Consider the following 26999-nt stretch of genomic DNA (forward strand, 5'->3'; position numbering starts at 1 on the left):
ACATCGCCGGCGCGTCCGACGGGCGCTTCGGTGCCGTTCGGCACCTCCTCACGCTCCTCGCCGCCACCAAGGATGGACACGACAAGACGTCCACCGGTGTGAAGGAGCGGTAATGGTTTCCCGTGTGCTGCGAGCCTGGCCGGCCTGGTCGGGGTACGCGGCGGCCGCGTGGTCGCTGCTGTACGGCCTGGCCGGCCTGTACTGGTCCCTGGGAGGCGCCGCGTACCCGTACGCGGCCGAGGTGGAGGACCTCTCGGCCGGATCGGTGCTGGAGCCCAGCCGCGCCGAGGTGGTCGGCCCGTTCATCGCCGCGGTCGGCGCCGTCGGCGCGATCTGCGGTGTCCTGGCCGCACGCCGGTGGGGGAGCGGCGTGTCGCGCCGGGTCCTGCTCGGCCTGGCCTGGGCGCAGGCGGTGGCCTTCACCGCCCTCATCCCCGACTACACGATCATCGCGCTGATCGCGTTCGCCCCGGCACTGCTCGTCTTCGCCTTCACCGGCGTGCCCGGCCCACAAGAAGGCATCGGCGACATCATCTACTGGCACCGCGGGAACCTGATCATCGTCTTCATCGGCGGTCTCCTGTGGGCACTGGCGGCCCTGTCCTACCAGCGCCGCACCCGCCACGCCTGCGAGCGCTGCGGCCGCGACGACCGGCCCGCCTCACACCTGACGAGCCCGGCCTCGGCGATGCGCTGGGGAAGGTGGGCGGTGTGGATCGCGCTCGCCGCGACCATCCCCTACGACCTGACCCGCCTCGCCTGGTACTTCGGCTACCCGCTGGGCATCACCCCGGAGTTCCTCACCGACATGCAGAACACGCCGGGCATGCTCGAAATGGGCCTCGCGCTCGGAGTCGCCTCCGGCATCGGCAGCGTCCTCTCGCACGGTCTCGTGGCCCGCTGGGGCGAGGTGTGGCCACGCTGGGTCCCCTTCAAGGCCGGCCGCCGCATCCACCCGGCGACCGTGATCATCCCGGCTGCGACCGTGTCGATCGCGCTCGTACCCGGCGGCATGATGGGCTTTCACCAGCTCACCTCGTGGGAGACTTGGGGCGTCGTCGGACCGGTGCTGCTCTGGGCCGTGTGGGGCCTCGCGCTCGGCGCGGCGACCCTCGGCTACCACCTGCGCCGGCGAGGGAGGTGCCACGCCTGCGGACGCGGATCGACGCCCGTCGAGAGACTCGTTCAGGCGGCCTGAACCGGCGGGAAAAGGGCACCGGGCTCCCACGTTCGTGGTGGCCCGGCGCCGTCGTCTACTTGTCCTCGAGCCCCGCCCTGCGACGCAGCGCGGGCACGTCGGTGACCACGATGCGGCGGCCCTCCGTACGCAGCCAGCCCCGGCCGGCGAAAGAACCGATGGCCTGGTTCACGCTCTGCCGCGACCCTCCCGCCATCTCGGCGAGCTGGCTCTGGTTGAGCTCGATGGTGACCATCGCGGCCGTCGAGTTCCCGGCCAGCCGCACCAGGGTCTTGGCCACCCTGCCGGGCAGATCCAGGAAGACATGGTCGGCGTTCTGGTCGGTCAGCCGCCGCACCAGCACGCCCATCGCGCGCAGGACCACGTCGACCATCCGGGGGTTGGCGTGCACGAGGTCGATGAACGCGACCCGGGACAGCGCCAGCGCCGAGGTGTCCTCGATCGCCTCCGCCGAGGCCGAGCGCGGCGAACCGTCGAGGAGCGACACCTCGCCCAGCACGTCCGGCGGACGCATCACGTTGAGCATCGCGCGCTCACCGGTCGGGGCGGTGCGGAACACCGAGACCGCGCCGGAGCGGATCATGATGAGCGACTCGCCGGGGTCTCCCTCGACGAAGACGAGCTGTCCGCGCCGGTACTGCCGCGGCACCGACACCGAGGCGATGCGCTTGCGCGCCTCGGGTTCGAGACCGGAGAACATCGCTACACCGGCGAGCGGATCATCGGACGAACGGTTGTCCACCTGCACACCCCCTACCGGGAGGACCGTCTCCACGGGCACCCCCGATCATGGCTGGAATTACCTCGCTTGTACAGCCCCGCAATCGTCTGTCCGATGTTGTCGGCTCCCTCACCGCACGCGTTCGATGCACACCTGAGACCGTTTCCGGCGACGTACGGTAAGCATCCATGAGAGCTTTATACCCTAGTGTCCGCATTGACGCCAGACCCTGTTCGGTCCCGCCCGGTCGCCCGGTAAGACGGTGGCGCGGTCGCGTACCGTCGGGTACGGGTGTGAGCCGCGATCGGGGGCGGGTGGGACCGACCGATCGACCGAGCCGCCGCTCACCGAAGTAGACGGTCAGCTCCTCTGAAAGGGCAGGGCTCCCTTGAACTGTCAAGGCGTGGAAGGTCGACGGCACCGATGACCTACCGATACTTCTACGACTGCGAATTCATCGAGGACGGCCTCACCATCGACCTCGTCTCGATCGGCGTCGTCGACGAGCACGGCCGCGAGTTCTACGCCGTGTCCACCGAGTTCGACCCCGACAAAGCGATCCCGTGGGTGCGCCGCAACGTCCTCGACAAGCTCCCCTCGCCCGCCGACCCCGCCTGGCGCAGCCGCGAGCGAATCCGCGAGGACCTCTACGAATTTCTCGTCGCCCCACTGCGCGGCCGCTCGCAACTGCGCATGGAACTGTGGGCCTGGTACGGCGCCTACGACCACGTCGCCCTCGCCCAGCTCTGGGGCGCCATGCCCGCCCTCCCGCGCGCACTGCCCCGCATGACCAAGGACCTCAAGCAGATGTGGGACGACCTCGGCCGACCCTCCCTGCCCAGCATCGAGGGCAGCCAGCACGACGCGCTCGCCGACGCCCGGCACAACCTGGCGCGCTGGAACACCATGCGGCCGGGTCCCACTACCTGATCGTCGGCGGTCCTCCCGAGAGTCGCCGGGCCGAGCGGCTAAAGTGCACCACGTGGCGGCACGCCCGGACCGGCAATGAGGCCGCAGGTCGCATATGGACCGGCGTCCGAGGCAGACAGCCCCGCACAACACACAGGGAGTGAGAGCACATGCGCGTTGGCGTGCTCACCGGCGGGGGCGACTGCCCCGGTCTCAACGCGGTCATCCGCGCCGTCGTCCGCAAGGGCGTGTCCACCTACGGCCACGAGTTCGTCGGCTTCCGGGACGGATGGCGCGGTCCGCTGGAGAACGTCACGATGCCCCTGGGCATCAAGGAGGTGCGCGGCATCCTTCCCCGCGGCGGCACCATCCTGCGGTCGTCGCGCACGAACCCCTTCAAGATCGACGGCGGGGTCGAGCGCATCAAGGAGAACCTGGCCGCCACCGGCGTCGACGCGCTGGTCGCGATCGGCGGTGAGGACACCCTCGGCGTCGCCAAGAAGCTCGCCGACCTCGACGTGCACGTCGTCGGCGTCCCCAAGACGATCGACAACGACCTGGGCGCCACCGACTACACCTTCGGCTTCGACACCTCGGTGAACATCGCCATGGAGGCCATCGACCGCCTGCACACCACCGCCGAGAGCCACCACCGCGCGGTCGTGGTCGAGGTCATGGGCCGCCACGCCGGCTGGATCGCCCTGCACTCCGGCCTGGCCGGCGGCGCCAACGTGATCCTGCTGCCCGAGCGGCGCTTCGACCTCGACCAGGTCGTCGCGCACGTTCGCTCGCGCTTCGAGATCGACTACTCGCCGATCATCGTCGTCGCCGAGGGCGCCATGCCCAGCGAGGGCGAGATGGTCACCCAGACCGGCGAACTCGACGCCTTCGGGCACGTCCGCCTCGGCGGCATCGGCAACTGGCTCGCCGGGCAGATCGAGAAGCAGACCGGCAAGGAGGCCCGCGCGGTCGTCCTCGGCCACGTCCAGCGCGGCGGCACCCCCACGGCCTTCGACCGGGTCCTGGCGACCCGCTTCGGCCTGCACGCGATCGACGCGGTCAACGACGGTGACTGGGGCAAGATGGTCGCCCTGCAGGGCACCGACATCGTCCGGGTCCCGCTCGAGGACGCCACCCGCGAACTCAAGACCGTGCCGGTCGAGCGCTACAAGGAGGCCGAGGTCTTCTTCGGCTGACACCCGACTGGATGAAAATCCAGGAGAGTGACGATTTATACGGGCCGGGTACGCGACCAAAGCGTGTCCGGCTCGTTGTACGTGGTGTGAACACCGCTTTGCCGGATCTGGCCGGTTTCGTCCTGAACAAGGTCGTCGAGAACATCGACTTCGAAGGTGTGGCGGTCCCCGGTCTCGACGGGTGGTTCTATCGCCGGCAGGAAGGCGAACGGGTCGCCTCCGCGGGTATTTACAAGTTCTCCGGCGACGAGCTCTTCCGTGCCTGGGGTTTCGTCGGCGAGAGCCACTGTCGTGCCAGCGCCCTGCTCCGCGATGACGGGGAGTGGGAGGGGCCGCACGGAGACTGCCCCGAGATCCGCGTGCACCGGCGCGGCCAGGACGTCATCGGCTTCTCGGTGCGGGTGGGGGAGGCCGAACCGCGTTACGTCCGTGTCGAGGGCGTCCGCGATGGCGAGCCCGGCCCGGCTCGCTACGCCCACGCCGCCGGCTAGACATGCGACTGCCGTCGGCCCGGGTGCCACCACACACCGGGGCCGACGGCAGCGCTTCGGCAGGGTCTACGAGGTCACCGGTCGGTGGAGCGGTGACCGATCATCGTCATCGATCGGCGACGGGCACCGGCCGGCGCGCACGCGCGGCCGCGCGGACGTACCAGATCGAGGTCGCTGTCACCGTCAGGCCGGCCGAGAGGGCCACGACGTGCAGGACCGGGTCGGGGATCGGAACGAACGCGAAGACCGCTGCCGGGATCTGCACGATCCCCATCAGCGCGAGCATCAGCGTCCGGCGTTCCTTCCCCCAGAAGTAAGCCGTCCACAGTGGCGCCGTCACGATCGCCAGGGTCAAGACGTCCAGGACTGCGTGCATGGCCGGGTTGGCCACCCTGTCGTGGGCGTAAGCCTGAGCGGGTGATGAGACGGCGAGAACTGTGAGGACGGCGCCGAGGATCAACGCAACTCTCCGCATGCCGCACCTCCATTTCTGGCATGGTCGTGTGTTCACTCCCTGTGCCGACCGTACGGGTGGATTCGGCCCGCGGGTGTCGTGTAGTTGCCAGAAGGGACAGATTTCGCGGCTTCGCCCGTTTACGGCCCGAGCCGGGTGGTCTCGACCCGCCGCCGCGCCTGTTCGCGCCTCCGCCGGCACCGTTCGGCCCGGTGTGACCGCTTTCATCTGTTGAGATGGCCCACCTGCCATCTGAGACGCCGAACCGCGACCGTAAGCTTTCCCCGTGACACTCCAGTGGCAGCATCTCCGCAACCCAGGCCTGACCGCAGACGGCGCCCCCGTCGACGCGACCTCGCTCGGACTGGACCGTTGGCGCGATCTTCCGCGCGACCAGATGCCACCGTGGACCGACTATGCCGCCGTGGACGAGGTGTGCGACACGCTCTCCAGCGTCCCCCCGATCGTCGCGCCCCATGAGGTCGACCAGCTCCGGGAACGGCTCGCACTCGTCTGCGAGGGCAAGGCGTTCCTGCTCCAGGGCGGCGACTGCGCCGAGACCTTCGACGACAACACCGAGGCGCACCTGCTGGCCAACGCCCGCACGCTGCTCCAGATGGCCGTCGTTCTTACCTACGGCGCCAGCCTCCCGGTCATCAAGGTCGGCCGGGTCGCCGGGCAGTACACCAAGCCCCGCTCGGCGGCGCTCGACGCGCTGGGCCTGCCGGTCTACCGCGGCGACATGATCAACTCGCTGAAGGCCGATGCCGACGCCCGCGTCGCCGACCCCCAGCGCATGGTCCGCGCCTACGCCAACGCCGCGGCCGCGATGAACATGCTCCGCGCGTTCCTCACCGGCGGCATCGCCGACCTGCGCGCGGTCCACGACTGGAACAAGGACTTCGTCAAGCAGTCCCCGGCCGGCGAGCGCTACGACGCCATCGGCCGTGAGATCGATCGCGCGCTCGCCTTCATGGCCGCCTGCGGCGTCGACGACGAGGCCCTGCACACGGTGACCGTGTACGCCAGCCACGAGGCCCTCGCGCTCGAGTACGACCGGGCGCTGACCCGCGTGGTCGGCGAGGAGGCCTACGGCCTGTCGGGCCACTTCCTGTGGATCGGGGAGCGCACCCGCCGCCTCGACGGCGCCCACATCGACTTCATCTCCCGCATCGCCAACCCGATCGGCGTGAAGATCGGCCCGGGCACCAGCCCCGAGTGGGCCGTCGAGGCCTGCGAGAAGCTCAACCCGGACAACGTCCCCGGCCGTCTGACACTGATCAGCCGGATGGGCAACCAGAAGATCCGCGACGTGCTCCCGGCGATCGTGGAGAAGGTCGACGCCGCCGGGCAGAAGGTCATCTGGCAGTGCGACCCGATGCACGGCAACACCATCGAGTCGGCGAGCGGGTACAAGACCCGCCAGTTCGACCGGATCGTCGACGAGGTCCTCGGCTTCTTCGAGGTGCACCGCGGCCTGGGCACCCACCCGGGCGGCATCCACATCGAGCTCACCGGCGAGGACGTCACCGAGTGCCTCGGCGGGGCCCAGGCCATCGCCGACGCCGACCTCTCGACTCGTTACGAGACCGCCTGCGACCCGCGACTGAACACGCAGCAGTCGCTGGAGCTGGCCTTCCTCGTCGCCGAGATGCTGCGCCACTGACGCGCGGACCCACCGATCATCACGGGCATGCGGCCCTCACTAAGCTGGGCCGCATGCCCGTTGATCTACGCAGCGACACCGTCACCAGGCCCACTCCCGAGATGCGGGAGGCGATGGCCCGAGCCGAGGTCGGCGACGACGTGTACGGCGAGGACCCCGCCGTCAACGCCCTGGAGAACGAGGTCGCCGAGCTCTTCGGTCACGAGGCGGCCGTGTTCTGTCCCTCGGGCAGCATGGCCAACCAGGTCGCCGTGCAGACCCTCGGCGGTCCCGGTGGCGAGCTCCTGTGCGACTCCGACGCGCACGTGGTCACCTTCGAGGGGGGAGCGGCCGCCGCTTACGGCGGCATCTCCTCGCGCACCTGGCCGACCCGCGGTGGGCACCTCGACGTCGACACCGTGGCCGCGTTCATTCGGCCCGGCGGCGGCTACGCCGTGCCCACCGTGGCGATCGCGGTGGAGAACACCCACAATCTGGGCGGCGGGCGTGTCATCCCGATCGCGAAGCTGCGCAGGCTCCGCGAGATCGCCGACGAGCGCGGGATCGCCCTCCACCTCGACGGCGCCCGCATTTGGAACGCGCACGTCGCCGACGGTGTGCCCCTCCACGAGTACGGGGAACTGTTCGACACCGTCTCGGTGTGCCTCTCGAAGGGACTGGGCGCCCCCGTCGGCTCCCTGATGATCTCGAACCGCGAGCGCGTGGCGGCCGGCCGTGTCGTCCGCAAGCGTCTGGGCGGCGGGATGCGGCAGGCGGGGATCCTGGCCGAAGCGGGCCGTCACGCGCTGCGGCACCACATCGCACGCCTCGCCGACGACCATGTCCACGCGCAGCGGCTGGCCGAGGCTCTGGCGCCCTACGGCGTCTGCGAAGCCTCCGACACGCAGACGAACATCGTGGTGCTGACGGTCCCCGATGCGGGGGGTCTGGCCGCGGCGGCGAGGGAGGAGGGCGTCCTCGTGTCGGCTCTCGGCCCGAACCTGCTGCGGATGGTGACCCACATGGACGTCGACGAGGCCGGTGTCGCGCACGCTGTGAAGGTCCTCACATCCCTGCTCAGCAGGGGTGAAAGGGCCGCCGAAAGCTGACAGCACGGACTATGGCGGTCGGACGAACGGTCGGTTATGTTAGGCAAGCCTTCGTTAGGGCAGGCTTTCCTTGGAGGACCGTTGTACGTCTGTATCTGCCACCGTGTGCGCGAGTGCGAGGTTCGCGACTCCATCCGCGCCGGCGCGCGCACCGAAGAGGCCGTCGGGGACGCATGTGAGGCCGGCACGAGCTGCGGCACGTGCCTCGACCGCATCTGCGAGATGATCGAGTCGGAGTCCCCGGTCGCGGCCCTCGTCGGCGGCGCCTGAACCCCGCATGGGTCCACGCAGCCTTGCCTAAGAGAGCGCAGGCTGACCTTATTTAGGCGTTCCTGACTAAGCGTCCGATTTCTCCCGGTAATACGCTCAGGTGATTACCTTTAAGACCGGGAGGCATGGCTATGCAGGGCGACAAGAAGGTCATCGAGTTCCTCAACGAGCAGCTCACGGCCGAGCTGACCGCGATCAACCAGTACTTCCTGCACGCGAAGATGCAGGAGAACTGGGGGTACAACAAGCTCGCCGCGCACACCCGCGCGGAGTCGATGGACGAGATGCGGCATGCCGAGGTCCTCACCGACAGGATCCTCTTCCTCGACGGCATGCCGAACTACCAGCGGCTCTTCCCGCTGCGGATCGGCGAGAACGTCCCCGAGCAGTTCCGCTGCGACATGAAGATCGAGGCGGAGGCCGTTGACCGCCTTCGACGCGGCGTGGTCCACATGCGCGAGGTCGGCGACATCACCTCCGCGAAGATCTTCGAGGCGATCCTCGCCGACGAAGAGGAGCACATCGACTACCTGGAGACTCAGCTCGAACTCATCGAGAAGCTGGGTGAGCAGCTCTACCTCCAGACCCTCATCGAGCCGCCGAAGTAGCGGCGCATGCGAAAAAGCCCCCTCGGCCACCGGCCGAGGGGGCTTTCGGTCGCTTGCTCAGCAGACGCACTCGCTGTCGTCCTGGCAGCCGACCTGGTTGCCGTTGCAGTCGTAGTAGCAGTACTTCTGGCAGCGTCCGGTCCGCAGGCCGCTGCAAGCGGTCCAGCGGGGCGTGATCGCGCACGCCGAGGCGTCCTCGGCCGGAACGATGCTGTCGAGCAGACGGTCACTGAGCTTGGCCACCAGTCGGATCATGGCGTTTCCCCTCTAGAGCGATCGGCGTCGATCGGCTGCTGCGAAATCTCGCATCTGCCCCAGGGGAAGTCAATGAGCCCGGACCCGGTTATGCGCTCGTATATGCGGACGCCGTACAGGAGACCGGCATGATCGGGATAGACCGGTGATCAGTACGTGTAAAGGGTGATCTTGCTGCCCTTGGGCTGCGTCGTGCCGCCGTCGGGGCTCATGTCCCACACCGAGTCGTCCCCCAGCGGCAGATCGAAGCGGTCGACCTCGAAGCCGAGCCGCTGCAGTTCGCTGCGCGCTTCGTCGAAGGACATGCCCGTCACGTCCGGCAGAGCCACCGGCTCGGGCCCCTTGCTCACGGTGAGAGTGACCGTCGTGCCGGATCCGACACCCGTGTCCGGCGCGGGGTCCTGGGCGAAGATCTCGCCGGCGTCGACCTGGTCGTGATAAGCCTCGACGACCGAGACCCCGAGGCCCAGCGCCGCCACCTGCGCCCGACCCTCGTCGGCCTTGAGACCGACGAGCTTGGGGACCTTCACCGGCGCGGGGCCGAGGCTGACGACCAGCTCGACCGCCGAGTCGCGGCGGACCTCGGTGCCCGGTGGCGGCGAGACCGCGACGACCTGGTCGGCGGGCACGGTGTCGTCGTAGCGCTCGACCACGCCGACCCGCAGGTGCATCGACTCGAGCTGGTCGACCGCGGTGACGCCGTCGGTGCCGCTCAGGGCCGGGATGATGTAGCGCTCCGGTCCCAGTGACAGGGTCAGGGTGATCGGCTCGCCGTCGAGGATCTTCTCGCCCGGCTGCGGGTTCTGGCCGAGCACGGTGTCCTTGGGGACGTTCTCGGAGAAGCCGCCACCGTCGAAGCGGACCGTGAAGCCCTCACCGGCGGCGAAGTCCTCCGCCTCGTCGGCGGTCATGGTCAGCAGGGACGGCGTCTGCTCGTAGCGGCCGACGGAGAACCACCAGCCGGTGGCGCCGACGAGCAGCATCGCCACCGCGACCGCCCCGAGCGCCAGCGCCGTCCGGTGCGGGATGTTGCGCAAGCGGAGCAGCGTCTTCGGCGGGGTTCGCGGTGGCGGGGGAGTGGGAGTCGCGCTGCGCCCTTGGTAGACCGGCTCGGTGGGCAGGGCGGTCGTGGCCCGGTCGGGCCTGCGCGCGATCGGTGTCGGCGCCTGTTCGGGTAGCTCGGCGAGGCGCGCGGCGAACTCGGTGGCGTCGGCGGGGCGCGCCGCGCGGTCGCGGCGGGTCGCCGAGACCACGAGCGCGTCGAGGCCGGGCGGGATCCCGGTGGTCAGCGCCGACGGCGGCGGGATGTCCTCGTGGAGGTGGCGACCGGCGACCTCGGCGGCGTCCGGGCCGTCGTAGGGCACGGTCCCGGTGAGCAGTTCGAACAGCACGATCCCGGCGGAGTACACGTCGGAGCGGGCGTCGGCCACACCATCGGCGACCAGCTCGGGCGGCACGTAGGCGACCGTCGCCAGCAGCTGACCGCCGTCCTCGTCGGACTCGGCCTCGCCCTCGACGATGCGCGCCAGGCCGAAGTCGGCGACCTTCACCGCGCCCGACTCGGCGATCAGCACGTTCTCGGGTTTGACGTCGCGGTGGACGAGCCCGATCCGGTGCGCCGCCGAGAGCGCATCCAGCAGCTTCCCGGCGATGCGCATCGAGTGCCGCACGGGGAGCCGTTCGTGCTCGTTGAGGACGTCGCGCAGGGTGCGTCCGGGCACGAACTCCATCACCAGGTACGGCAGCCCGTCGTGACTTCCGGTGTCGTATACGCCGACGACGTTGGGGTGGGACAGGCGCGCGATGATCTTCGCCTCGCGCTCGAAGCGGGTCAGGAAGGCGGCGTCGTCGGCCTGGGAGCGCTGGATCATCTTCACGGCGACCACGCGGTCGAGGCGCTCGTCGACGGCCCGGTAGACCGTGGCCATGCCCCCGGTGGCGACATGCTCGGTCACTCGGTAGCGCCCTTCGAGGGTCGCTCCGATCAGCGGGTCGGTGACGGTGGTGTCCATTGCACCCGAGTGTACGAGTGGCATGCGAGGGTTGCGGGCCGCCGCGCGGGACCGCGACACGCCGCGTGACGTGGGACACCATGACACGCGGCGGCCGGCGCGGGTTTCGGCCGCCCGCCTCTCGCGCAGAACTACGTGGAGCTCCCCTTCGGCTCTCGGACCCGTGCGGTGAGCCAGCGCGCGATCCGGTGCACGACCGGTGGCGTCATGCCCGCCTCGGCGTGCCCGACGCCCTTCTCGATCCACAGCTCCTTCGGCTCGGCGGCCGCGTCGTAGAGCTCGTGGGCGTGGCGGACCGGGAAGTACTTGTCGGCGTCGCCGTGCACCACGAGGAACGGGATCGGCGAGATCCGCGCGGCGGCCTGCCACGGAGGCAGCGGTTCCTCGGCCCAGCCGCCGTCGGCGATCCGGGTCCGCAGCACCGTCCGGCTCACCAGCCGGCCGAGCCGCAGTTCCACCGCGCGGTGCAGCCACCGCATGGGCGGGGTCCCCTTGTAGTACCAGCGGCTGGGCCCGCTGACGGCCGCTACGGCGTCCACGTCGCCGTAGAGACCGGCGTAGCGAACGACCACCGCCGAGCCCATGGAGAACCCGAGGAGCGCGACCTTGGTGTAGCCCAGCCCGCGCGCGTGGACGACGGCGGCGTCGAGGTCGAGGACCTCCCGGTCGCCGAGCGTCGAGAGGCCCGTCGAGCGGCCGTGCCCGCGGAACTGGAAGCTCATCACGCCGCCGTAGCCGCGCAGGACCTCCATGATGTTGCGGAAGCGCGGGCTGCGCCAGGTCCCGGTGAACCCGTGCGCGGCCACGATGACCAGGTCGGAGTCCTGGCGGGGCGGAAGGTGCACCGCGTCCAGGCGGACCCCGTCGTCGGTGTGGAGGGTCAGCGCCCCCTCGTCAGGCCGCCTCAACACGGCATCGCCCGGATCATGCCGAGGTGGTTGCTGAAGGTGAACGCCCCCTCGCGCGCCACGATGTCGGTGACGATCTCGGCCGCGCGGTCGCGGACGGCGTCGAAGGCCGGGGCGCTGTTCAGGTGACGGGTCGAGTCGATGAAGGCGATGACCGGGCCGGGATCGGGCACGACCGTACGGCCGAAGTACTCGATGCGCTCGACCGTGGGGAAGACCTCGCCGGCCAGCTTCTCCATGCCGCCGAAGTGCAGGATGTGCGGTCCGAAGATGCCGACCTCGTCGCGGCCGGTGACCTCGCGGGTGGCGCGGCTCCAGACCTCGTTGAACTCGACCTTGTCACCGGGACCGTTGCCGATGATCAGGCAGCTGCCGTCGGCGCGCAGGACTCGCCCGTACTCGGCGACGGCGGCAGCCGGGTCCGGCACGTGGTAGAGCATGTGCAGTGCGAGGACGGCCGAGCAGGAGTCGTCGGCGAGCGGAAGCGTCATGGCGTCGGCGACGAACCCGGGCTGACCGGCGACGCCGACCATGCCGGAGGACAGGTCGACGGCGAGCACGTCGAGGTCGGCCCGCGCGGCGCGCAGCGCCTTCGTGTAGGCGCCGGAGCCGCAGCCGACATCGGCCACGACCCCGGCTGGGATATCGCGCAGACGGTGGACGACCTCACCGACCAGGTCGAGGCGAGGGCGGCGGTAGTCGTAGATCGCCCGGCGCGTCTCCAGTGGACGCTCGTCGACGTATGCGGCGGTGCTCAGTGCGGTCCGGTCGGTGAAGGCGGTCGTCATGGTCCACAACCTACCGGGCGGAGCTCAGTTCCCGGGGGCGCTCGGTGCCGGATCTGACGGTGACGGCGACTCCGTGGGGGAGGCCGAGTCGGTCGGTGTCGGGCTCGGCGAGGACGTCGGTGTCTTCGACGTCTCGGTCGGGCGCGGGCCGGGGCTCGGCCTGTGATCCGAGGGCAAGGCCGAAGGCCGCGACGACGAGCGCGAGGGGGAGGAGGCGGGGGAGCCCAGGTAGGGGAACCCCGCGCTGGCCTGCGGGTTGAGGTACTGCTCGGCCATGCCCGCGGGTTGCCCGCTGTGGCCGTTGCCGTCCTCGGCCGCCTCGTTCGTGGCTCCACCACCGCTGAGCCTGCCGAGCAGTCCGGTGGCGATGACGAGCGCGGTCGCGGCCACCAGCACCACGACGGCGCCGAGCAGGCGGATCGAGCCGCGGCGGTTGCGCAGGTCGTAGCGCAGCGATCTGCCCGCGACGCGGAACTCCCTGGTCAAAGTGCGCAAAGGTCTCACGAGTGTCCTTCCAGCATGGATCGTCCGGAGTCCACGGGCCGGGAGGAGTGCCGCCGAGTTCTGCGAAGGATGGTGACGGCCGACCGTGATATACGACGGTCCACTCGCGACGAGCGCGAGTGGACCGACAGGAGGTATGTAACTGACGTCGCCGCGCGAACGTGATCGCCCGGAGAGGGGGTTCGTGGTGGGCACCTGCGTCGCCTCGACCGGTGCAATCCCCTCAGATGCACAGGTCCGGCGCCGCGCGGGTGCCCACCGTCCCCCGCCTCTCCGCGCAATCACGTTCTTGCGCGACACTGAGTTCAACGAGCCGCGGCGGGATAGGTCGCTGGTGTGAGGGCAAAAGAACGGGAATCAACGTGATGGATGAGGCTGCATCGTCTGAACGGGCGAGGGAGTAGTCATGCGGTCACTCATCTATCTCGGAGTCCTGCTCGGATGCCTCGCCTGCGCCGGATGGCTCGAACCGGTCCTCAAGGTCGGTGTTCTCGCGCGCCACCGGCGCGTGCTGCGCACGATTTCGCTGGTGGCGGTGCCGTTCCTGCTCATCGACGTCGCCGCGATCCTGGCCGGCTGGTGGTGGTTCGACACCGGCGCGGTCCTCGGACTCGTCCTCCCGGGCGGCATCCCGCTCGAAGAGGTCCTGTTCTTCCTCGTCGTGCCCGTCTGCGCGATCCTCGGCTTCGAGGCGGTCCGTACGGTGCTCGGCCGGCTCGGGAAGGCCGGGCGATGACGGCCGCCTACACCGTCACCGCCGCCGCGATGGTCCTCGTTGCGGTCGTGGTCGACCTCTTCGTGCTGCGGACCCGGCTCCTGGGCAGCTTGACGTGGTGGCTGACCTACCCGATCGTGCTGGTCTTCCAGCTGCTGTCGAACGGTGTGCTGTCCTCGGCCGGCGTCGTCCACTACCGGCCGGACACGATTCTCGGCCTGCGCGTGTTCCACGCGCCGGTCGAGGATCTCGGTTTCGGTTTCGCGCTGGTGCTGGCGACCCTGTCGGTGTGGGTGTGGCGCGAACGCCGTGAGTCGAAGGCCTGAGCCCTAGAGGACCCGCTGGATCGCGGCGGTGGCCAGGTGCTCCAGCACAGGGCGGGCGGCGTCGTCGACGTCGGCTCCGGCCAGCGCCGATGCGGCCTCCTCGGCGAGGCGGGTGATCCGGTCCTCGGTGCGCGTCAGGGCGCCGGTGTCGCTGATGACCTCGCGCAGCGCGGCCACGCCTTCGGCGTCGAGCCCCGCGTCGCCCAGCCTCGCGTCGAGCAGGGCGCGCTGGGGCGCGTCGGCGGTCTGGTAGGCGGCCGCGATCAAGTAGGTGCGCTTGCCCTCGCGCAGATCGTCGCCGGCGGGCTTGCCGGTGCGGACCGGGTCGCCGAACACGCCGAGGACGTCGTCGCGCATCTGGAAGGCCTCGCCCAGGGGGAGTCCGTACGCCGAGTACGCCGCCGACAGGGTGGGCGGGGCGTCGGCCAGGGCGGCGCCGATCAGCAGCGGCCGCTCGACGGTGTACTTCGCCGACTTGTAGCGCGCCACCTTCCCCGCGCGCTCGAGGGTCGTGTCCCGCGAGGCCTGCGCGAGCACGTCGAGATACTGCCCCGCCATGACCTCGGTGCGCATCGCGTCGAAGACCGGCCGTGCCCGCATCACCGCGTCGACGGGCAGGCCGGCGTCGCAGAACAGCTCGTCGGACCACGACAGGCACAGGTCGCCGAGCAGGATCGCCGCGGCCGCGCCGAACTCCCCGGCCGAACCCGACCAGCCGTTGGCGACGTGCTGGCCGGCGAAGCGCCGGTGCAGCGCCGGTTCGCCGCGGCGGGTGTCGGAGGCGTCGATCAGGTCGTCGTGGATCAGGGCGGACGCCTGCAGGAGTTCGAGGGAGGCCACACAGGCGACCAGCTGCTCGCTGTCGGTCCCGCCGGCGCCCCGGAAGCCCCAGTACGCGAACGCCGGGCGCATGCGCTTGCCGCCGCCGAGAACGAAGCTCTCGAGGGCTTCGGCGACAGGGAGGAGCGCGCCGTCGATGTCGGTCAGGCGAGGACGCTGCCGCGCGAGGAACTCCTCGAGGGCCTTCTCGACACGGGCGCCCAGGTTGGCGGTGTCGAGGGGGGAGGAAGGCCGTCCGGTGCCTGCGTTGGTCACGTATTGACGCTATCCGTTGCGATCACGACCGCCGCAGCGGGTGGCGCCAAGATGAAAGCGGCGTCACCGAACGGCGACGGCGAGGCGAAGCGCTCACCCGGACCTGAACGCGAGGTTCCGCCCGGCGCGGTGAGAACGCCGGGCGGAAAGGCGTGAGCTTTCACTGGTCTAGGATCCCGCCTTCAGCGCGGCCATCCGGGCCTCGATCTCGGCCTCGTCGCCGAGCTTGTCGAGGCTCTCGAACTGAGAGTCCAGCGACGACGCCGCCAGCTCCTGCGCGCCGCGGGCCTGCGCCTCCTCGCGGCGGATCTTGTCCTCGAAGCGGCTGATCTCGCTCGTGGGGTCGAGGATGTTGACGCTCTTGACGGCGTCGTTGACCTTGTTCTGCGCCTGTGCCGACTTCTGCCGCGCCACCAGGCTGTCGCGCTTGCCCTTGAGCTCGGTGAGCTTGATCTTCATCTGCTCCAGGCCCGACTTGAGCTTGTCGACCACGTCGCGCTGCGCGGCGATGTTCGGCTCGGCGGCCTTGACCTCGTTCTCGGCGTCGATCTGGCGGCCGAGGGCGACCCGGGCGAGGTTGTCGAACTTGTCGGCCTCCTCGGTCTTGCCGGACGTGCGCAGCTCGTCGGCCTTCGAGCTGGCCGAGCTCGCCTTCGCGCCCCACTCCTTGGCGGCCTGCACGTCGGCGTTGTAGTCGTCCTCGGCGAGGCGCAGGTTGCCGATGGTCGTGGCGACGGCTTGTTCGGCCTCGCTGATGTTGTTGGAGTAGTCGCGGATCATCTGGTCGAGCATCCTGGCCGGATCCTCGGCCGAGTCGAGCAATGCGTTGATGTTGGCCTTCGCCAGCTGCGCGACGCGCCCGAAGATCGTCTGTTTCTCACCCATGTCCTCATCCTCTGTTCGTCGAGTGCTCAGAAACGTCCACCGGCGCCGCGGCGGCCACGCGTGCCGCCACCGCCGAAACTGCCGGGCGTCATCCGCGGACCGCCGCCCGAACCGCCGCGACCCCCGCCGCCACCGCCGAGGAGACCGCCGATGAGGATCCCGCCGAGAACGGCCGCGGTCGAACCGCCGCCGCTCCCTCCGCCGCCGAAACCGCCGGGCATCGACGGGGTCTGGTAACCGCGCACGTCGCTTTCGGCCAGGTCGCGGGCCGAGGCGGCGAGTTGGTCGGCCTGCTGTGCGGCGGCGAGTGCGGCCATGGGGTCGGTGCCGCTGAGTTCCACGGCCCGGTCGTACTGGCGGCGGGCTTCGGCGAGGCGTGTGCGGGCCTCGGAGCCGACGCCGCCGCGGTTGGTGTTGATGAAGTCCTCGGCGGCGGCGATCTGGCTGCGCGCGGCCAGGGCGGCCTGTTCCAGGCTGGTGCGGGCGCGCTGCCGGCGGGCTTCGAGGTCGCGGATGTCGGCGAGCGCCTTGTCGAGGGCGGTGTCGGCCTCCTCTAGACGGCGGAGGGCGTCGAGCGGGTCGTAGGAGCCCGAGGCGACCTCCCTCCGGACGCCTTCGGCGACGCTCTCGGTGCGGGCCAGCGACTGGGCGAGCCCGGCGCCTTCCTTTCCGGCGGCCACGGCGGCACGGGCTTCGGCGAGGTCGCTGTCGGTCTCGGTGAGCAGCCCGCTCAGCCCGGTCTCGGCCTGCTCCAGTTCGGTGACGCGGCGCTCGACGGCCTCGATGAGCTGCCCGGTCTGGCCGAGCGCCTCTTCGGCGGCGCGAACGAGGACGGCGGCCTTGTTGCCGTCTCCGGTGCCGAGCGCCTTTCCGGCGAGGTTGAGCTGCTCGTCGGCGAAGGCGAGTCGGGCGGCGGCCTGGTCGGGGTTTTCCGCGACGGTGGCGACGGCGCCGGGCGGGTAGCGGCCGGTGAGCGTGGCGAGGGTGCCGCGAGCGCCTTCGAGTCGTTTGGTGAGCGTCTGCGCGGTGCCCTCCAGTTCGCCGATCGCCTCGGGCGCGCGTCTGCCGAGGTCGCGGAGGCGGTCGAAGTCGGCGGCCTCGGCGTCCAGTTGGGTGTTGGCCTCCTGGCAGCGGGCGATGATCTCGGTGAGCATCTGGCGCCGGGCGGCGTCGTCCTCGGGTTCGGAGTCGTCGAGGCGCTGGCGCAGGCGGAAGGAGACGTTGAGGTGCTCCTTGGCCGCGGCGACGGTCTCGCCGAAGCGGGCGGTGGCCTCCTCGCCGAACTGCGCGGTGGCGAAGCCGAGTTCCTGTTCGCTGGTGCGCACGGCGTCGTCGGTGTCGATGAGCAGCTGGCTGGCCTGCTTGTCGAGTTCGGGCAGCGGCACGCCGGTGAGGTCGGCGGTGCCGGTCGCGGCACGGGTGGTCTGGGTGGTGCGCTTGCGCATGAACCACCAGATGAGCGCGGCGAGCACGGCGATCACCAGCACCACGAGCAGGCACAGCCAGGCACTGGCGGCGCTGTCCCCGCCGCCTGGGTCGGCCTCGCCGGGCTGGATGGCCACGCCCGGCACGGGCAGGCCGGAGAGGGTGGCGTCGTAGCCGTTGGCGGCGCCGATCGCCGCGCCCGCCCAGTCGTTCTGCTGGAGGGGAGGCTCGATCGCGACCCGCGCGACCTCGTCGAGCTGGGCGTCGCTGAGCGCGAAGTCGGCGTCGACGGAGACGGCGTACTGGCGCACCGAGGTGCCCACCGCCATGAGCATGTCGCGGCGGCCGAGGCCGTTCTGCGTCGCGGTGTCGTCGGCCCACGTCTGTGCGTTGCGCCCGGAGAAGTCGGCGACGTAGACGACGAAGAGCTGGACGCCGTGGGCCGCGTTGAGCCGGTCGAGGGCCGAGGTGACCTCGCCCTCGCGCGACCCCAGTGCGTCGACCTTGTCGGTGATCTGGCCGGAGGACAGCGTCACGGGCTCCTCGGCCGACGCGGCACCCGTGGGAATGAGCGTCGACAGGACGAGAAGAACCACCGCGACCAGCCTTATTAGCCCGCGCAGCGCCATAGCTCCCCTTCACCCGCACACGAGCGGACAATTCCGAATGAGACTAACAATTCGGTCATGTCCCGGACGGTGAAACGAATGATCACTCCACCCGGTGCGGACCGGACGAGGGCGCTCGGGACCACCGGAAACGCCCCGTCCCACCAGTTGACCAAGTCCTCACCGGTCGCCTCGCCGCGGCGCCCCGCCCGTTACTCTCAGTGGGTGACACTCGGTGCCCCGTCGGTGATGCCCGGCCAGCCCCCCGCCATCGGGGATCTGGTCGCCGCAGCCGAGCCCACATTCTCCTTCGAGTTCTTCCCGCCGCGCAGCGAGAAGGGCGAGACGACACTGTGGACGGCGCTGCGCGAACTCGAACCGCTTCAGCCGTCCTTCGTCTCGGTCACCTACGGCGCCGGCGGCGGCAACCGCGTCAAGACCGTTGAGACCACCGACCGCATCGCCACCGAGACCACCATGCTCCCCATGGCGCACCTGACGGCCGTCAACCACAGCGTCGCCGAACTGCGCAATCTCATCGGCCACTTCGCCGCGGTCGGCGTCCGCAACATCCTCGCGCTGCGCGGCGACCCGCCCGGTGACGTCCGCGGCGAATGGGTCGAACATCCCGACGGTCTCGCCCACGCCCACGAACTCGTGTCGCTCATCAAGGAGTCGGGCGACTTCAGCGTCGGCGTCGCCGCGTTCCCCGAACGCCACCCGCGCTCACCGGACTGGGACAGCGAGATCCGCCACTTCGTCGCCAAATGCCGCGCCGGCGCCGACTTCGCCATCACCCAGATGTTCTACAACTGGGCCGACTGGGCCCGCCTGCGCGACGCCACCGTCGCCGCCGGCTGCGACGTCCCGATCGTCCCCGGCGTCATGCCGGTCATCAACGTCCGCAACCTCGAACGCATCGCCGAACTCTCCGGCGCCCACATCCCCAAGACCGTCGGCGACCGTTTCCACGCCGTCGCCGACGACCCCGTCGCCGTACGCGAGATCGGCGTCGAGATCGCCACCGAACTGTGCGAACGGCTCCTCGCCGAAGGCGCGCCGGGCATCCACTTCATCACCATGAACCGCTCGCCCGCCACGCGCGAGATCTGGCAAAACCTGCGTTCGGTCGCCCACGTCTGATATCCAAATGCCATGAGTGCGTTGGCGGCCGCGGGCAGCTTGACCGGTCGAGCCCTATCGGCGATGCGGATACGACCGGGAACCCTCACGGCGATCGGGGTGACCGCCGGGATCGTCACACCACTGATAACGCGCAGAGGCGGCGTCTTCGTCGCCGTCGCCGCGGTACTCGTGCTGACCACCGCCGGCACCGACGTCGCCCGCAGCGCCCTGACGGTCCACACCGGACGCCGCGGCGCCCGCGGCCAGGTCTTCGACGCCCTGGGCGCCCGGATCGCCGAAGGCGCCTGGCTGTGGGCCTTCTACGTCCTGGGCGCCATGGGCGGCGTCGTGGTCCTCGCCGGCGCCTTGTCCTGGATGCACGAGTACGTCCGCGCCAAGGCCGTCGGCGAAGGCATGACCGAACCGGGCATGCAGACACTCGGCGAACGCAACATGCGCGTCCTCATCGCCGTCATCGGCTTCGTGGTCGCCGGAGCCGCGGTCGTCCTCGGCGACGGCATGTCGGCCGGCTTCGCCACCGGCATCGCCAGCCTCGCCGCGACCGCGTGGGCACTGCTCGGCGCCCTCGGCTTCGTACAGCTGCTGATCGTCGTCGGCTCGACCTTGCGCTAGAGCGCGGCCGGCGGACCCACGAGACGAGCCTAGAGGTCGCGCCCCAGGATCGCGAACGGCCGATCGTCCCCCGGGAACAGGCGGTGCCTGGCCAGGTCGACGAAACCCGTCCGCCGGTACAGCCGCCACGCCCGCGACTTCGACTCGTCGGCCTCCGGCGTCGACAGCACCACCGTCGACCCCGGCGCGTCCCCGAGCAGCTCCGCCAGCAACCGCGCGCCGAGCCCTCGGCCCTGAGCCTCCGGACGCACCTGCAACTCCACCAGCTCGAACACGTCGCTCATCCACCGCCGGTACTCCTCCGGCGTCAGCCACTCACCGACCTGATCGTGCCACCACTGCCCGGGCCCGCCCAGATAGCCGTAGCCGAACCCGAGCAGCCGGTCGTCGGCCGCCGTCACCGCCACCGCCCGCAACCCCTCACGCTGCGAATGCGACACCACGAAACCCTGCCGCATCCGCGCCACCTCGGCCGGATAACCCATGGCCTCGGCGTACACCGAGAGCACCTCGTCGACCCGCGACGAGAGGTCCTCCGGTGTCCAATGTGTCAGCGTCATCAACGTACGGCTCCTCACCAGCTACCCCAGGTCTCGGCTGCACGCTACGCGATGGCCGCCCGCGTCACCCACCGGCCGGATCGGTGACGAGCACCCGCGACCGTCGGGTAGAACAGACCCCGACCGCAAGATTTCGCCGACCCTGGAGCCCGACGTGTCCACCCACATCCTCGCCCTCACCGGCGGACGTGTCCTGCCGATCGACGCCGAACCCATCGACGAAGGCGTCGTCGTCATCACCGACGGCCGCATCACCGCCGTCGGCGACTCCGGAACACCCGTCCCCGACGGCGCCGACATCGTCGACGCCACCGGCAAATGGATCGTCCCCGGCCTCATCGACGCCCACGTCCACCTCGGCGTCCACGAAGAAGGAGAAGGCTGGGCCGGCCAGGACACCAACGAGATGACCGACCCGGTCACCTCCCACGTCCGCGCCCTCGACGCGATCAACCCCGCCGAGATCGGGTTCGCCGACGCCGTCGCCGCCGGAGTCCTCGCCGTCAACGTCAACCCCGGCAGCGGCAACCCCATCGGCGGCCAGACCGTCGCCATCAAATGCGTCGGCCGCACCGTCGACGAGATGGCCATGCGCGCCCCCAGCGGCCTCAAGTCCGCCCTCGGCGAGAACCCCAAGCGCGTCTACGGCGACAAGAAGCAGACCCCCTCCACCCGCCTGGGCACCGCCGCCGTCATCCGCGGAGCCTTCGTCGACGCCGCCAACTACAAGGCCAAACTCGCCGCCGCCGAAGACGGCAAACCCGTCGACCGCGACCTCAAACTCGAAGCCCTCGTCCGCGTCCTCGACCGCGAGATCCCATGGCGCCAGCACTGCCACCGCGCCGACGACATCGCCACCGCCATGCGCATCGCCGAGGAGTTCGGCTACGAACTCGTCATCGACCACGGCACCGAGGCGCACCTGCTCGCCGACGTCATCGCCGGCAAGGGCATCCCCGTCATCATCGGCCCCCTCATGGTCTCCCGCAGCAAGGTCGAGGTCCGCAACCGCTCCATCCAGAACCCCGGCCTCCTCGCCGCCGCGGGCGTCACCATCGCCATCACCACCGACCACCCCGTCGTACCCATCAGCCACCTCGTCCACCAAGCCGCCTTCGCGGTCAAGGAAGGCCTCGACCGCACCACCGCGCTGGAGTCGCTCACGATCAACCCGGCGCGGATCATGGGCGTCGACAGCCGCCTCGGCTCGCTCACCGTCGGCAAGGACGGCGACCTCTGCGTCTGGTCGGGCGACCCGCTCGACGTCTACTCACGCGTCGAGGTCGCCTACATCGAGGGCGAAGAGGTCTACCGGCACCAGCCCTGAACAGAACACGAAACGGCCCCCACCGTGGCGGTGGGGGCCGTTTCCGTGCCGATGTCTAGCGGGTGCGGTCGTTGTAGCTCGGACGGTCCTTGCGACCGCCCTGACCCCGGTAGCCGCCCGACGTACGCGGGTGGCCGTCACGCGGGTGACGGTCGTCGCGCTTGCCGTGGCCACCGCGCTCGCCGCCACCATAGGACGAGCTGCGCTCGCCGTAGCCGCGACCGGTCCCACCGCGCTGCTCACGTGGCTTGCGGTCCCAGCCACCGCTCTTGCTCTGCGAGCGGTGCGGGCGGTGCTCACGCTCGACCTCGGGCGTGATCGTGCCGTTGCGAACGCCCTCGGCGTATTCGGCGGCGCGACGCGCGCGGTCCTGAAGGTCGATGAGGCGGTCCTCGGCGGCCTGCAGCTTGCGCGTCAGGGCCACGATCTCGCCCTCGGCGTCCTCGACCGCCCGGGTGGCCGCGTCGGCGCGCATGTCCGCGATCGAACGGGCACCGGTGATCTTGGTCAGCTCCGGGGTGAACGCGCCTTCGACCCGGTGGCGGACGGCGTCGACGCCGGCCTCCTCCAGGAGCTTGAACATCCCGCGGCGCTGGTGGGGGAGCACCAGGGTCGCCACGGTGCCGCTCTCACCGGCACGCGCCGTACGGCCCGCGCGGTGCAGGTAGTCCTTGGCGGTACCCGCCGGGTCGATGTGCAGCACCATGTCGACACCGTCGACGTGGATGCCGCGCGCGGCCACACCGGTGGCGACGAGCAGCGGAACCCGGCCGTCCTTGAAGTCGGCGAGGGTCTTGGTGCGCGCGGCCTGGTTCATGCCGCCGTGCAGGGCCAGCGCCCGGACACCGCCGGCGTTGAGCTCCTCCACGACCCGCTCGCAGCCCAGCTGCGTACGCACGAACGCGATCGTCCGGCCGGTGCGGGCGGCGACCATGGCCGTCACCGCGGCCTTGTCGCCGGGCTTCACGACGAGGATGTGGTGCTCCATCGTCGAGACCGCCCCGGCGGACGGGTCGACCTCGTGGGTGACCGGCTCGCGCAGGTAACGCTTGACGAGCGTGTCGATCTCGTTCTCGAGGGTCGCCGAGAACAGCATGCGCTGCCCACCGGGCGGGACCTTGTCGAGGATCTCGATGACCTCGGGCAGGAAGCCCATGTCGGCCATCTGGTCGGCCTCGTCGAGGACGGCGATGTCGACCTCGGAGAGGTCGGCGACACCGCGCGCCATGAGGTCGCGCAGGCGGCCCGGCGTGGCCACGAGGACGTCGACGCCGCGCTGGAGCGCGAAGATCTGACGCTGCATGGACGTGCCGCCACAGACGACCTTGATGTCGAGGTTGAAAACGTTGCCGTAGGGCTCCAGCGCGTCGGCGACCTGCATCGCCAGTTCACGCGTGGGGACCAGGACGATGCCCCGCGGCTTGCGGGCCTTCGAGCGCTTGCCGTTCAGGCGCGTCAGCAGCGGCAGGCCGAAGCTGAGCGTCTTGCCGGAGCCGGTACGGCCACGGCCCAGGATGTCGCGTCCCGCGAGAGCGTCGGGGATGCTGGCGGCCTGGATCGGGAAGGGGGTGGTCACGCCTCGCTCGGCGAGCGCGTCGACGACACCCTGCGGCAGACCCAGTTCGGAGAACGTGGGCATGTCGGTATTGACAGTCAAGAATGAACCTTTCGGGATCTAAAGCACGCGCCAAAGTCCCGTCCGGTTCCCAATCCCATTGGGAAGGACCGCCTGTATGCGATCAGCGACGGATGCTCGGTACGCGCCTGGGCGCCACCGGCATGGTGATACCCAATCGAATGCGGCCGCGATGGCGGCCGGAATCAAAGTGTACGGGCAGGACGCGGCAAACATGACACGCAGGGGGATAAGCGTGGGGGAGCACACCTTTTCGGGTATGGCCCGCACGACCGCCGGCGGCTGTGGGCAGGCATCCTGACCAGGGGATGAACAATACTCGGCGTCCCGGGTGAACGGCCGGCGTACTTTCGCCGGCGGCCCTCGGCAGCGCTCGCGCGCGCCATCGCAGGTCCGCGCCGGTACCGTGTCGGTGTGGAGGAACTGGACCGCTTGATCGTGGCCGCACTCACCGAGGACGGCCGCATGTCCTATACCGAACTCGCCGAACGCGTAGGACTGTCGACCTCGGCGGTTCATCAGCGCGTGAAGCGCCTGGAGGAGCGCGGGGTCATTCTCGGCTACACCGCGCAGCTCGACTACGAGAAGGCCGGTCTCCCGCTGACGGCCTTCGTCGCCATACGCCCGATCGACCCGGCCGCCGACGATGACGCGCCGCTGCGACTTTCCGCCCTGCCCGAGATCGAGGACTGCCATTCGGTGGCGGGGGAGGACTTCTATCTGCTGAAGGTCCGGGTGTCCGGACCGACCGCGCTGGAACGCCTGCTCGCCCGCATCCGATCCGAAGCGGGAGTCACCCACCGCACGACGATCGTTCTGTCGACCCCTTACGAAGGCCGGGTGCCCAACCTGGCGGGGGCTAAGAAGACCGCGTCCTGAGGGCGAGGATCTGGCAGAAGCCCTGCTCAGAGGCTAGATCCGAACCAATATAAAGAGGCAGCCGAAGGGCTGCCTCTTTCAGGTTGAACTTCTAGAGTGATAAGCCTATATTATGTCATTCCGCAGCGCGGGAAGCGACACCTGACAGGCAAACCCTTCTCCAAAGAACAGGGCGCCTGGCGTTGATCTTGCGCTGCCGGGGGCGACGGGCGGTCATGGCCTTTAGTGAGGGATGCACTGCCGGCCGGCTCAGCGTGGCGGTCGGGGGCCGCGGGGGCGTTCCAAGCCGGGCGGTCCGGACCTTCGTCGACACCTGAGCTCCTCGATCGCTACAAGCGCTGACCGGCTTCGTGGCCCTGTTACCTTCTCCTGCCGGCGCTCGTCATAGGTGCGAGGACCGAGAACCGACGGTCCACGCACACACGGGTGAATGGAGAACAGGATGCTCAGCGACATCATGTACGCGACGATCTACGTCACCGATCAGGACCGCGCGCTGGAGTTCTACACCGGGGGACTGGGGCTGGAGAAGCGGCTCGACTTCCCCGGCCCCGACGGCCGGTTCCTCACCGTCGGGGTCCCCGACAGTCCGGTGCAGATCATCCTGTGGTCGCACCCGGCCGCCGCCGGGCAACCGGGTGGCACCGGCGCGCCCGGACCGGTGATCCTGGAGTCCGGCGATCTGCGCAACGACTTCGAGATCATGCGCCGGCGGGGCGTCGTCTTCGAGGAGTCCGAGCCCGTGGAGTACCCGTTCGGGGTTCGCGTCGAGGCGGTCGATCCGGACGGCAACCGGATCTCGCTGCGGCAGCGGCCCCGGCCGTGACCCCGCAGCCCTCCGACCTCATCGCCGAGGCGTTCGAAGCCCAGCGCGATCGGTTGCGCACCGTCGCCTACCGCGTGCTGGGCTCGCACGCCGACGCCGAGGACGCCGTCCAGGAAGCCTGGATGCGCCTCGTCCGGCAGGACGAGACGGCGATCGAGAACCTGGCGGGCTGGCTCACCACCGTGGTCGGCCGCATCAGCCTCGATCTCTTGAGGTCCCGCAAAGCGCGTCCCGAGCCCGTCTTCGAGCACGAGTTCGCCGAGCTCGTGGTGACGCCCGCCGACGAACCCGCACCGGACGAGCGGGCGGCGCTGGCCGATTCGGTCGGACTCGCCCTGCTCGTCGTGCTCGACTCCCTCACCCCGAGCGAGCGCCTGGCGTTCGTGCTGCATGACATGTTCGCGGTCTCGTTCGCCGAGATCGGGGAGATTTTGGGCAGGTCGGCGGACGCGGCGAAGATGGTGGCGAGCCGGGCCCGTCGGAAGGTGCGGTCTGCGGATCGGGTGGTGGGTGCGGGGCGGGAGCATCGGGAGGTGGTGCGGGCGTTCAGTGCGGCGGCTGTGGGTGGGGATTTCGAGGCGCTGTTGCGTGTTCTCGATCCGGATGTGAAGTTGACGGTCGATACGGCCGAGGGGGTGGTGGTGACGCTGGGGGCGACGCGTGTGGCGGCGGGTGCGCGGATGTTCTCCGGTGCGGTCGCGGTGTCGCGGGCTGTGCTGGTGGACGGGGTGCCGGGGCATATGTCGTGGGGGCCGGACGGTTCGCCTTTGTCGGTGATCTCCTTCGCTGTCGTGGGGGGTCGGATCACGGGGATTCGCATCGTGGTGGATCCGGTGAAGCTCGCGGCGATCGGTGTGGCGCCGCCGGTGTGAGGCGGCGTGCTCGGGCGGTGCGGTGCCTGGTTGTGGGTTGGGTGCCGTGCGGGCCGCACAGGGCGGTACAGAGGGCCGATTCAGGGGAGGTGTTATTCCCTAAGCTTCTCTATCTGCCGCATGTTAGGGTGCGATAGAGAAGCTTAGGGAATGTTCGCGTCGTGAGAGGGATCCGTGTCCGCACCGCTGTACTCCGTCGACCAGGTCGCCGATCTGCTCGGGTTGCACGTCAAGACCATCCGCAACTATGTGCGCGACGGTCGACTGAAGGCCACGCGGATCGGCAAGCAGTACCGGATCGCGAGCGCCGACCTCGAGGCTTTCACCGGTCAGCCGGCCCCGGCGTCGCCCCGTGAGGGCGTGTCGCGGGTTAGGACGGTGGAGGTGTCGGCGGTGGTGCAGGTCGAGGCGATCGGCCGTGAGGAGGTCTCGTGGCTGGCTAACGCCATTACCGGCTTCACCTTCGGTCCGCCTCCCGACGAGGAGAGGCTCCGCGTGGAGAACGTCTACGACGAGGAGCGGGCCGTCCTGAGGATCATCGTGCACGGCGGCGTGGGCCGCTGCGCCGAACTTCTCGGGGTCGTCGAGAGTCTACTGAAGGAGCGCCGTCATGCCTGATCGTTTGGAAGTCATCGGGGGAGTCCGTGTCCTCGCCTGCGCCGCCGACGGTGAACACGTCGCGAGCGCTCGTGACGCGGCGGATCTGCTGGGTGCGGCGTATGGGGTGGAGGCGGACTGGATCGTGTTGCCGGTGGAGCGGTTGAGTCCGGATTTCTTCGTGTTGCGGACGCGGGTGGCCGGTGAGGTGTTGGGGAAGTTCGCGGACTACCGGATGGGGTTGGTGGTGGTCGGGGACATCTCGGCGTGGGTGGAGGGGAGTTCGGCGTTGCGGGATTTGGTGCGGGAGTGCAATCGGGGGCGTCAGGCGTGGTTCGTGGGGGACATGGGGGAGGCGGAGCGGCGTTTGGCGGTGGTGGGTGCGGCTTTGGCGAAGGTTGAGGAGAACGGCAGGTAGAAGA

General features: G+C 69.9%; 30 protein-coding genes. 18 read left to right on the forward strand and 12 right to left on the reverse strand.

Annotated features, from left to right (window positions below):
* Positions 1–112: 112 nt before the first annotated feature.
* The gene (locus AB0I28_RS03780) at positions 113–1198 is read left to right on the forward strand and encodes an NYN domain-containing protein (protein WP_357489142.1); all 1086 of its coding nucleotides are present in this window, start codon (positions 113–115) and stop codon (positions 1196–1198) included.
* A gap of 55 nt (positions 1199–1253) precedes the next feature.
* Here the strand turns inward: AB0I28_RS03780 and AB0I28_RS03785 are convergent, their stop codons facing one another.
* Positions 1254–1898: a Crp/Fnr family transcriptional regulator gene (locus AB0I28_RS03785; RefSeq protein WP_184786907.1), complete on the reverse strand. Its 645-nt coding sequence runs from the start codon at positions 1896–1898 to the stop codon at positions 1254–1256.
* A 444-nt stretch (positions 1899–2342) separates the two neighbouring features.
* Between AB0I28_RS03785 and AB0I28_RS03790 the strand changes: the two genes are divergently transcribed.
* From AB0I28_RS03790 to AB0I28_RS03800, 3 genes are all read left to right on the forward strand, one after another.
* A complete protein-coding gene (locus AB0I28_RS03790; protein ID WP_357489143.1) occupies positions 2343–2849 on the forward strand; it encodes a polyadenylate-specific 3'-exoribonuclease AS in 507 nt (168 codons plus the stop codon).
* 149 nt (positions 2850–2998) lie between these two features.
* Complete coding sequence (locus AB0I28_RS03795; protein ID WP_357489144.1) at positions 2999–4024, forward strand: 6-phosphofructokinase; 1026 nt, start codon at positions 2999–3001, stop codon at positions 4022–4024.
* Between the two features lie 86 nt (positions 4025–4110).
* The gene (locus tag AB0I28_RS03800) at positions 4111–4515 is read left to right on the forward strand and encodes a hypothetical protein (protein WP_357489145.1); all 405 of its coding nucleotides are present in this window, start codon (positions 4111–4113) and stop codon (positions 4513–4515) included.
* A gap of 106 nt (positions 4516–4621) precedes the next feature.
* Here the strand turns inward: AB0I28_RS03800 and AB0I28_RS03805 are convergent, their stop codons facing one another.
* On the reverse strand, positions 4622–4990 hold the full coding sequence (locus AB0I28_RS03805) for a hypothetical protein (RefSeq protein WP_357489146.1): 369 nt from the start codon (positions 4988–4990) through the stop codon (positions 4622–4624).
* Between the two features lie 301 nt (positions 4991–5291).
* Here AB0I28_RS03805 and AB0I28_RS03810 point away from each other — a divergent pair, with 301 nt between their 5' ends.
* From AB0I28_RS03810 to bfr, 4 genes are all read left to right on the forward strand, one after another.
* The gene (locus tag AB0I28_RS03810; protein ID WP_357489306.1) at positions 5292–6635 is read left to right on the forward strand and encodes a class II 3-deoxy-7-phosphoheptulonate synthase; all 1344 of its coding nucleotides are present in this window, start codon (positions 5292–5294) and stop codon (positions 6633–6635) included.
* 53 nt (positions 6636–6688) lie between these two features.
* On the forward strand, positions 6689–7723 hold the full coding sequence (locus AB0I28_RS03815; RefSeq protein ID WP_357489147.1) for a GntG family PLP-dependent aldolase: 1035 nt from the start codon (positions 6689–6691) through the stop codon (positions 7721–7723).
* Positions 7724–7804: 81 nt separating this feature from the next.
* Complete coding sequence (locus AB0I28_RS03820) at positions 7805–7993, forward strand: (2Fe-2S)-binding protein (RefSeq protein WP_357489148.1); 189 nt, start codon at positions 7805–7807, stop codon at positions 7991–7993.
* A gap of 131 nt (positions 7994–8124) precedes the next feature.
* Positions 8125–8601 carry a bacterioferritin gene (gene bfr / locus AB0I28_RS03825; protein ID WP_357489308.1) on the forward strand — a complete coding sequence of 159 codons (477 nt, stop codon included), beginning with the start codon at positions 8125–8127 and terminating at the stop codon, positions 8599–8601.
* 57 nt (positions 8602–8658) lie between these two features.
* On the opposite strand, the gene AB0I28_RS03830 is transcribed toward bfr, so the two are convergent.
* From AB0I28_RS03830 to AB0I28_RS03850, 5 genes are all read right to left on the reverse strand, one after another.
* Complete coding sequence (locus tag AB0I28_RS03830) at positions 8659–8856, reverse strand: hypothetical protein (protein ID WP_357489149.1); 198 nt, start codon at positions 8854–8856, stop codon at positions 8659–8661.
* Positions 8857–9005: 149 nt separating this feature from the next.
* Entirely contained in the window at positions 9006–10868 is a 1863-nt protein-coding gene (gene pknB / locus AB0I28_RS03835) for a Stk1 family PASTA domain-containing Ser/Thr kinase (RefSeq protein ID WP_357489150.1), read from the reverse strand.
* A 131-nt stretch (positions 10869–10999) separates the two neighbouring features.
* Positions 11000–11779 carry an alpha/beta fold hydrolase gene (locus AB0I28_RS03840; protein ID WP_357489151.1) on the reverse strand — a complete coding sequence of 260 codons (780 nt, stop codon included), beginning with the start codon at positions 11777–11779 and terminating at the stop codon, positions 11000–11002.
* Positions 11773–12564 (reverse strand): class I SAM-dependent methyltransferase, encoded by a 792-nt coding sequence (locus AB0I28_RS03845; RefSeq protein WP_357489152.1) that lies wholly within the window; start codon positions 12562–12564, stop codon positions 11773–11775. The genes AB0I28_RS03840 and AB0I28_RS03845 overlap by 7 nt, the downstream gene beginning before the upstream one ends.
* 24 nt (positions 12565–12588) lie before the next feature.
* Positions 12589–13068: a hypothetical protein gene (locus tag AB0I28_RS03850; protein ID WP_357489153.1), complete on the reverse strand. Its 480-nt coding sequence runs from the start codon at positions 13066–13068 to the stop codon at positions 12589–12591.
* 406 nt (positions 13069–13474) lie between these two features.
* On the opposite strand from AB0I28_RS03850, the gene AB0I28_RS03855 reads away from it, so the two are divergent.
* Positions 13475–13804, forward strand: coding sequence for a lycopene cyclase domain-containing protein (locus tag AB0I28_RS03855; protein ID WP_357489154.1), 330 nt, complete (start codon positions 13475–13477; stop codon positions 13802–13804).
* Entirely contained in the window at positions 13801–14109 is a 309-nt protein-coding gene (locus AB0I28_RS03860) for a lycopene cyclase domain-containing protein (RefSeq protein WP_357489155.1), read from the forward strand. The genes AB0I28_RS03855 and AB0I28_RS03860 overlap by 4 nt, the downstream gene beginning before the upstream one ends.
* Positions 14110–14112: 3 nt before the next feature.
* Here AB0I28_RS03860 and AB0I28_RS03865 read toward each other — a convergent pair whose 3' ends face one another.
* From AB0I28_RS03865 to AB0I28_RS03875, 3 genes are all read right to left on the reverse strand, one after another.
* Entirely contained in the window at positions 14113–15204 is a 1092-nt protein-coding gene (locus AB0I28_RS03865; RefSeq protein WP_357489156.1) for a polyprenyl synthetase family protein, read from the reverse strand.
* Positions 15205–15372: 168 nt separating this feature from the next.
* Complete coding sequence (locus AB0I28_RS03870) at positions 15373–16089, reverse strand: PspA/IM30 family protein (RefSeq protein ID WP_357489157.1); 717 nt, start codon at positions 16087–16089, stop codon at positions 15373–15375.
* A gap of 26 nt (positions 16090–16115) precedes the next feature.
* Positions 16116–18110 carry a TPM domain-containing protein gene (locus tag AB0I28_RS03875; protein ID WP_357489158.1) on the reverse strand — a complete coding sequence of 665 codons (1995 nt, stop codon included), beginning with the start codon at positions 18108–18110 and terminating at the stop codon, positions 16116–16118.
* Between the two features lie 237 nt (positions 18111–18347).
* Here AB0I28_RS03875 and metF point away from each other — a divergent pair, with 237 nt between their 5' ends.
* Complete coding sequence (metF, locus tag AB0I28_RS03880; protein ID WP_357489159.1) at positions 18348–19265, forward strand: methylenetetrahydrofolate reductase [NAD(P)H]; 918 nt, start codon at positions 18348–18350, stop codon at positions 19263–19265.
* A 63-nt stretch (positions 19266–19328) separates the two neighbouring features.
* The gene (locus AB0I28_RS03885) at positions 19329–19880 is read left to right on the forward strand and encodes a CDP-alcohol phosphatidyltransferase family protein (RefSeq protein ID WP_357489160.1); all 552 of its coding nucleotides are present in this window, start codon (positions 19329–19331) and stop codon (positions 19878–19880) included.
* A 29-nt stretch (positions 19881–19909) separates the two neighbouring features.
* Here AB0I28_RS03885 and AB0I28_RS03890 read toward each other — a convergent pair whose 3' ends face one another.
* Positions 19910–20440 (reverse strand): GNAT family N-acetyltransferase, encoded by a 531-nt coding sequence (locus AB0I28_RS03890; protein WP_357489161.1) that lies wholly within the window; start codon positions 20438–20440, stop codon positions 19910–19912.
* Between the two features lie 154 nt (positions 20441–20594).
* On the opposite strand from AB0I28_RS03890, the gene AB0I28_RS03895 reads away from it, so the two are divergent.
* On the forward strand, positions 20595–21767 hold the full coding sequence (locus AB0I28_RS03895) for an amidohydrolase (protein ID WP_357489162.1): 1173 nt from the start codon (positions 20595–20597) through the stop codon (positions 21765–21767).
* A 55-nt stretch (positions 21768–21822) separates the two neighbouring features.
* Here the strand turns inward: AB0I28_RS03895 and AB0I28_RS03900 are convergent, their stop codons facing one another.
* On the reverse strand, positions 21823–23424 hold the full coding sequence (locus tag AB0I28_RS03900; protein ID WP_357489163.1) for a DEAD/DEAH box helicase: 1602 nt from the start codon (positions 23422–23424) through the stop codon (positions 21823–21825).
* A 393-nt stretch (positions 23425–23817) separates the two neighbouring features.
* Between AB0I28_RS03900 and AB0I28_RS03905 the strand changes: the two genes are divergently transcribed.
* The 5 genes from AB0I28_RS03905 to AB0I28_RS03925 all read left to right on the forward strand — a co-directional run bounded on the left by AB0I28_RS03905 (position 23818) and on the right by AB0I28_RS03925 (position 26995).
* Complete coding sequence (locus AB0I28_RS03905) at positions 23818–24282, forward strand: winged helix-turn-helix transcriptional regulator (RefSeq protein WP_357489164.1); 465 nt, start codon at positions 23818–23820, stop codon at positions 24280–24282.
* 442 nt (positions 24283–24724) lie between these two features.
* On the forward strand, positions 24725–25108 hold the full coding sequence (locus AB0I28_RS03910) for a VOC family protein (protein WP_357489165.1): 384 nt from the start codon (positions 24725–24727) through the stop codon (positions 25106–25108).
* A complete protein-coding gene (locus AB0I28_RS03915; RefSeq protein ID WP_357489166.1) occupies positions 25105–25980 on the forward strand; it encodes a sigma-70 family RNA polymerase sigma factor in 876 nt (291 codons plus the stop codon). Before AB0I28_RS03910 ends, AB0I28_RS03915 begins: the two co-directional genes overlap by 4 nt.
* Before the next feature lie 174 nt (positions 25981–26154).
* Positions 26155–26598, forward strand: a complete 444-nt coding sequence (locus tag AB0I28_RS03920) for a helix-turn-helix domain-containing protein (protein ID WP_357489167.1) — start codon at positions 26155–26157, stop codon at positions 26596–26598.
* Positions 26591–26995, forward strand: a complete 405-nt coding sequence (locus AB0I28_RS03925; protein ID WP_357489168.1) for a DUF4180 domain-containing protein — start codon at positions 26591–26593, stop codon at positions 26993–26995. The genes AB0I28_RS03920 and AB0I28_RS03925 overlap by 8 nt, the downstream gene beginning before the upstream one ends.
* Positions 26996–26999: the final 4 nt, after the last annotated feature.

It is taken from the genome of Phytomonospora sp. NPDC050363 (assembly GCF_040655735.1).
Lineage (GTDB): Bacteria > Actinomycetota > Actinomycetes > Mycobacteriales > Micromonosporaceae > Phytomonospora.

What these genes read in the sequence shown, in the direction of transcription:
- AB0I28_RS03795 (WP_357489144.1), top strand. Translation starts at nt 2,999, where the DNA reads ATGCGCGTTGGCGTGCTCACCGGCGGGGGCGACTGCCCCGGTCTCAAC.
- AB0I28_RS03855 (WP_357489154.1), top strand. Translation starts at nt 13,475, where the DNA reads ATGCGGTCACTCATCTATCTCGGAGTCCTGCTCGGATGCCTCGCCTGC.
- AB0I28_RS03925 (WP_357489168.1), top strand. Translation starts at nt 26,591, where the DNA reads ATGCCTGATCGTTTGGAAGTCATCGGGGGAGTCCGTGTCCTCGCCTGC.
- AB0I28_RS03805 (WP_357489146.1), bottom strand. Translation starts at nt 4,990, where the DNA reads ATGCGGAGAGTTGCGTTGATCCTCGGCGCCGTCCTCACAGTTCTCGCC.
- AB0I28_RS03910 (WP_357489165.1), top strand. Translation starts at nt 24,725, where the DNA reads ATGCTCAGCGACATCATGTACGCGACGATCTACGTCACCGATCAGGAC.
- AB0I28_RS03785 (WP_184786907.1), bottom strand. Translation starts at nt 1,898, where the DNA reads ATGTTCTCCGGTCTCGAACCCGAGGCGCGCAAGCGCATCGCCTCGGTG.
- bfr (WP_357489308.1), top strand. Translation starts at nt 8,125, where the DNA reads ATGCAGGGCGACAAGAAGGTCATCGAGTTCCTCAACGAGCAGCTCACG.
- AB0I28_RS03890 (WP_357489161.1), bottom strand. Translation starts at nt 20,440, where the DNA reads ATGACGCTGACACATTGGACACCGGAGGACCTCTCGTCGCGGGTCGAC.
- pknB (WP_357489150.1), bottom strand. Translation starts at nt 10,868, where the DNA reads ATGGACACCACCGTCACCGACCCGCTGATCGGAGCGACCCTCGAAGGG.
- AB0I28_RS03870 (WP_357489157.1), bottom strand. Translation starts at nt 16,089, where the DNA reads ATGGGTGAGAAACAGACGATCTTCGGGCGCGTCGCGCAGCTGGCGAAG.
- AB0I28_RS03815 (WP_357489147.1), top strand. Translation starts at nt 6,689, where the DNA reads ATGCCCGTTGATCTACGCAGCGACACCGTCACCAGGCCCACTCCCGAG.
- AB0I28_RS03885 (WP_357489160.1), top strand. Translation starts at nt 19,329, where the DNA reads ATGCGGATACGACCGGGAACCCTCACGGCGATCGGGGTGACCGCCGGG.
- AB0I28_RS03860 (WP_357489155.1), top strand. Translation starts at nt 13,801, where the DNA reads ATGACGGCCGCCTACACCGTCACCGCCGCCGCGATGGTCCTCGTTGCG.
- AB0I28_RS03790 (WP_357489143.1), top strand. Translation starts at nt 2,343, where the DNA reads ATGACCTACCGATACTTCTACGACTGCGAATTCATCGAGGACGGCCTC.
- AB0I28_RS03845 (WP_357489152.1), bottom strand. Translation starts at nt 12,564, where the DNA reads ATGACGACCGCCTTCACCGACCGGACCGCACTGAGCACCGCCGCATAC.
- AB0I28_RS03830 (WP_357489149.1), bottom strand. Translation starts at nt 8,856, where the DNA reads ATGATCCGACTGGTGGCCAAGCTCAGTGACCGTCTGCTCGACAGCATC.
- AB0I28_RS03780 (WP_357489142.1), top strand. Translation starts at nt 113, where the DNA reads ATGGTTTCCCGTGTGCTGCGAGCCTGGCCGGCCTGGTCGGGGTACGCG.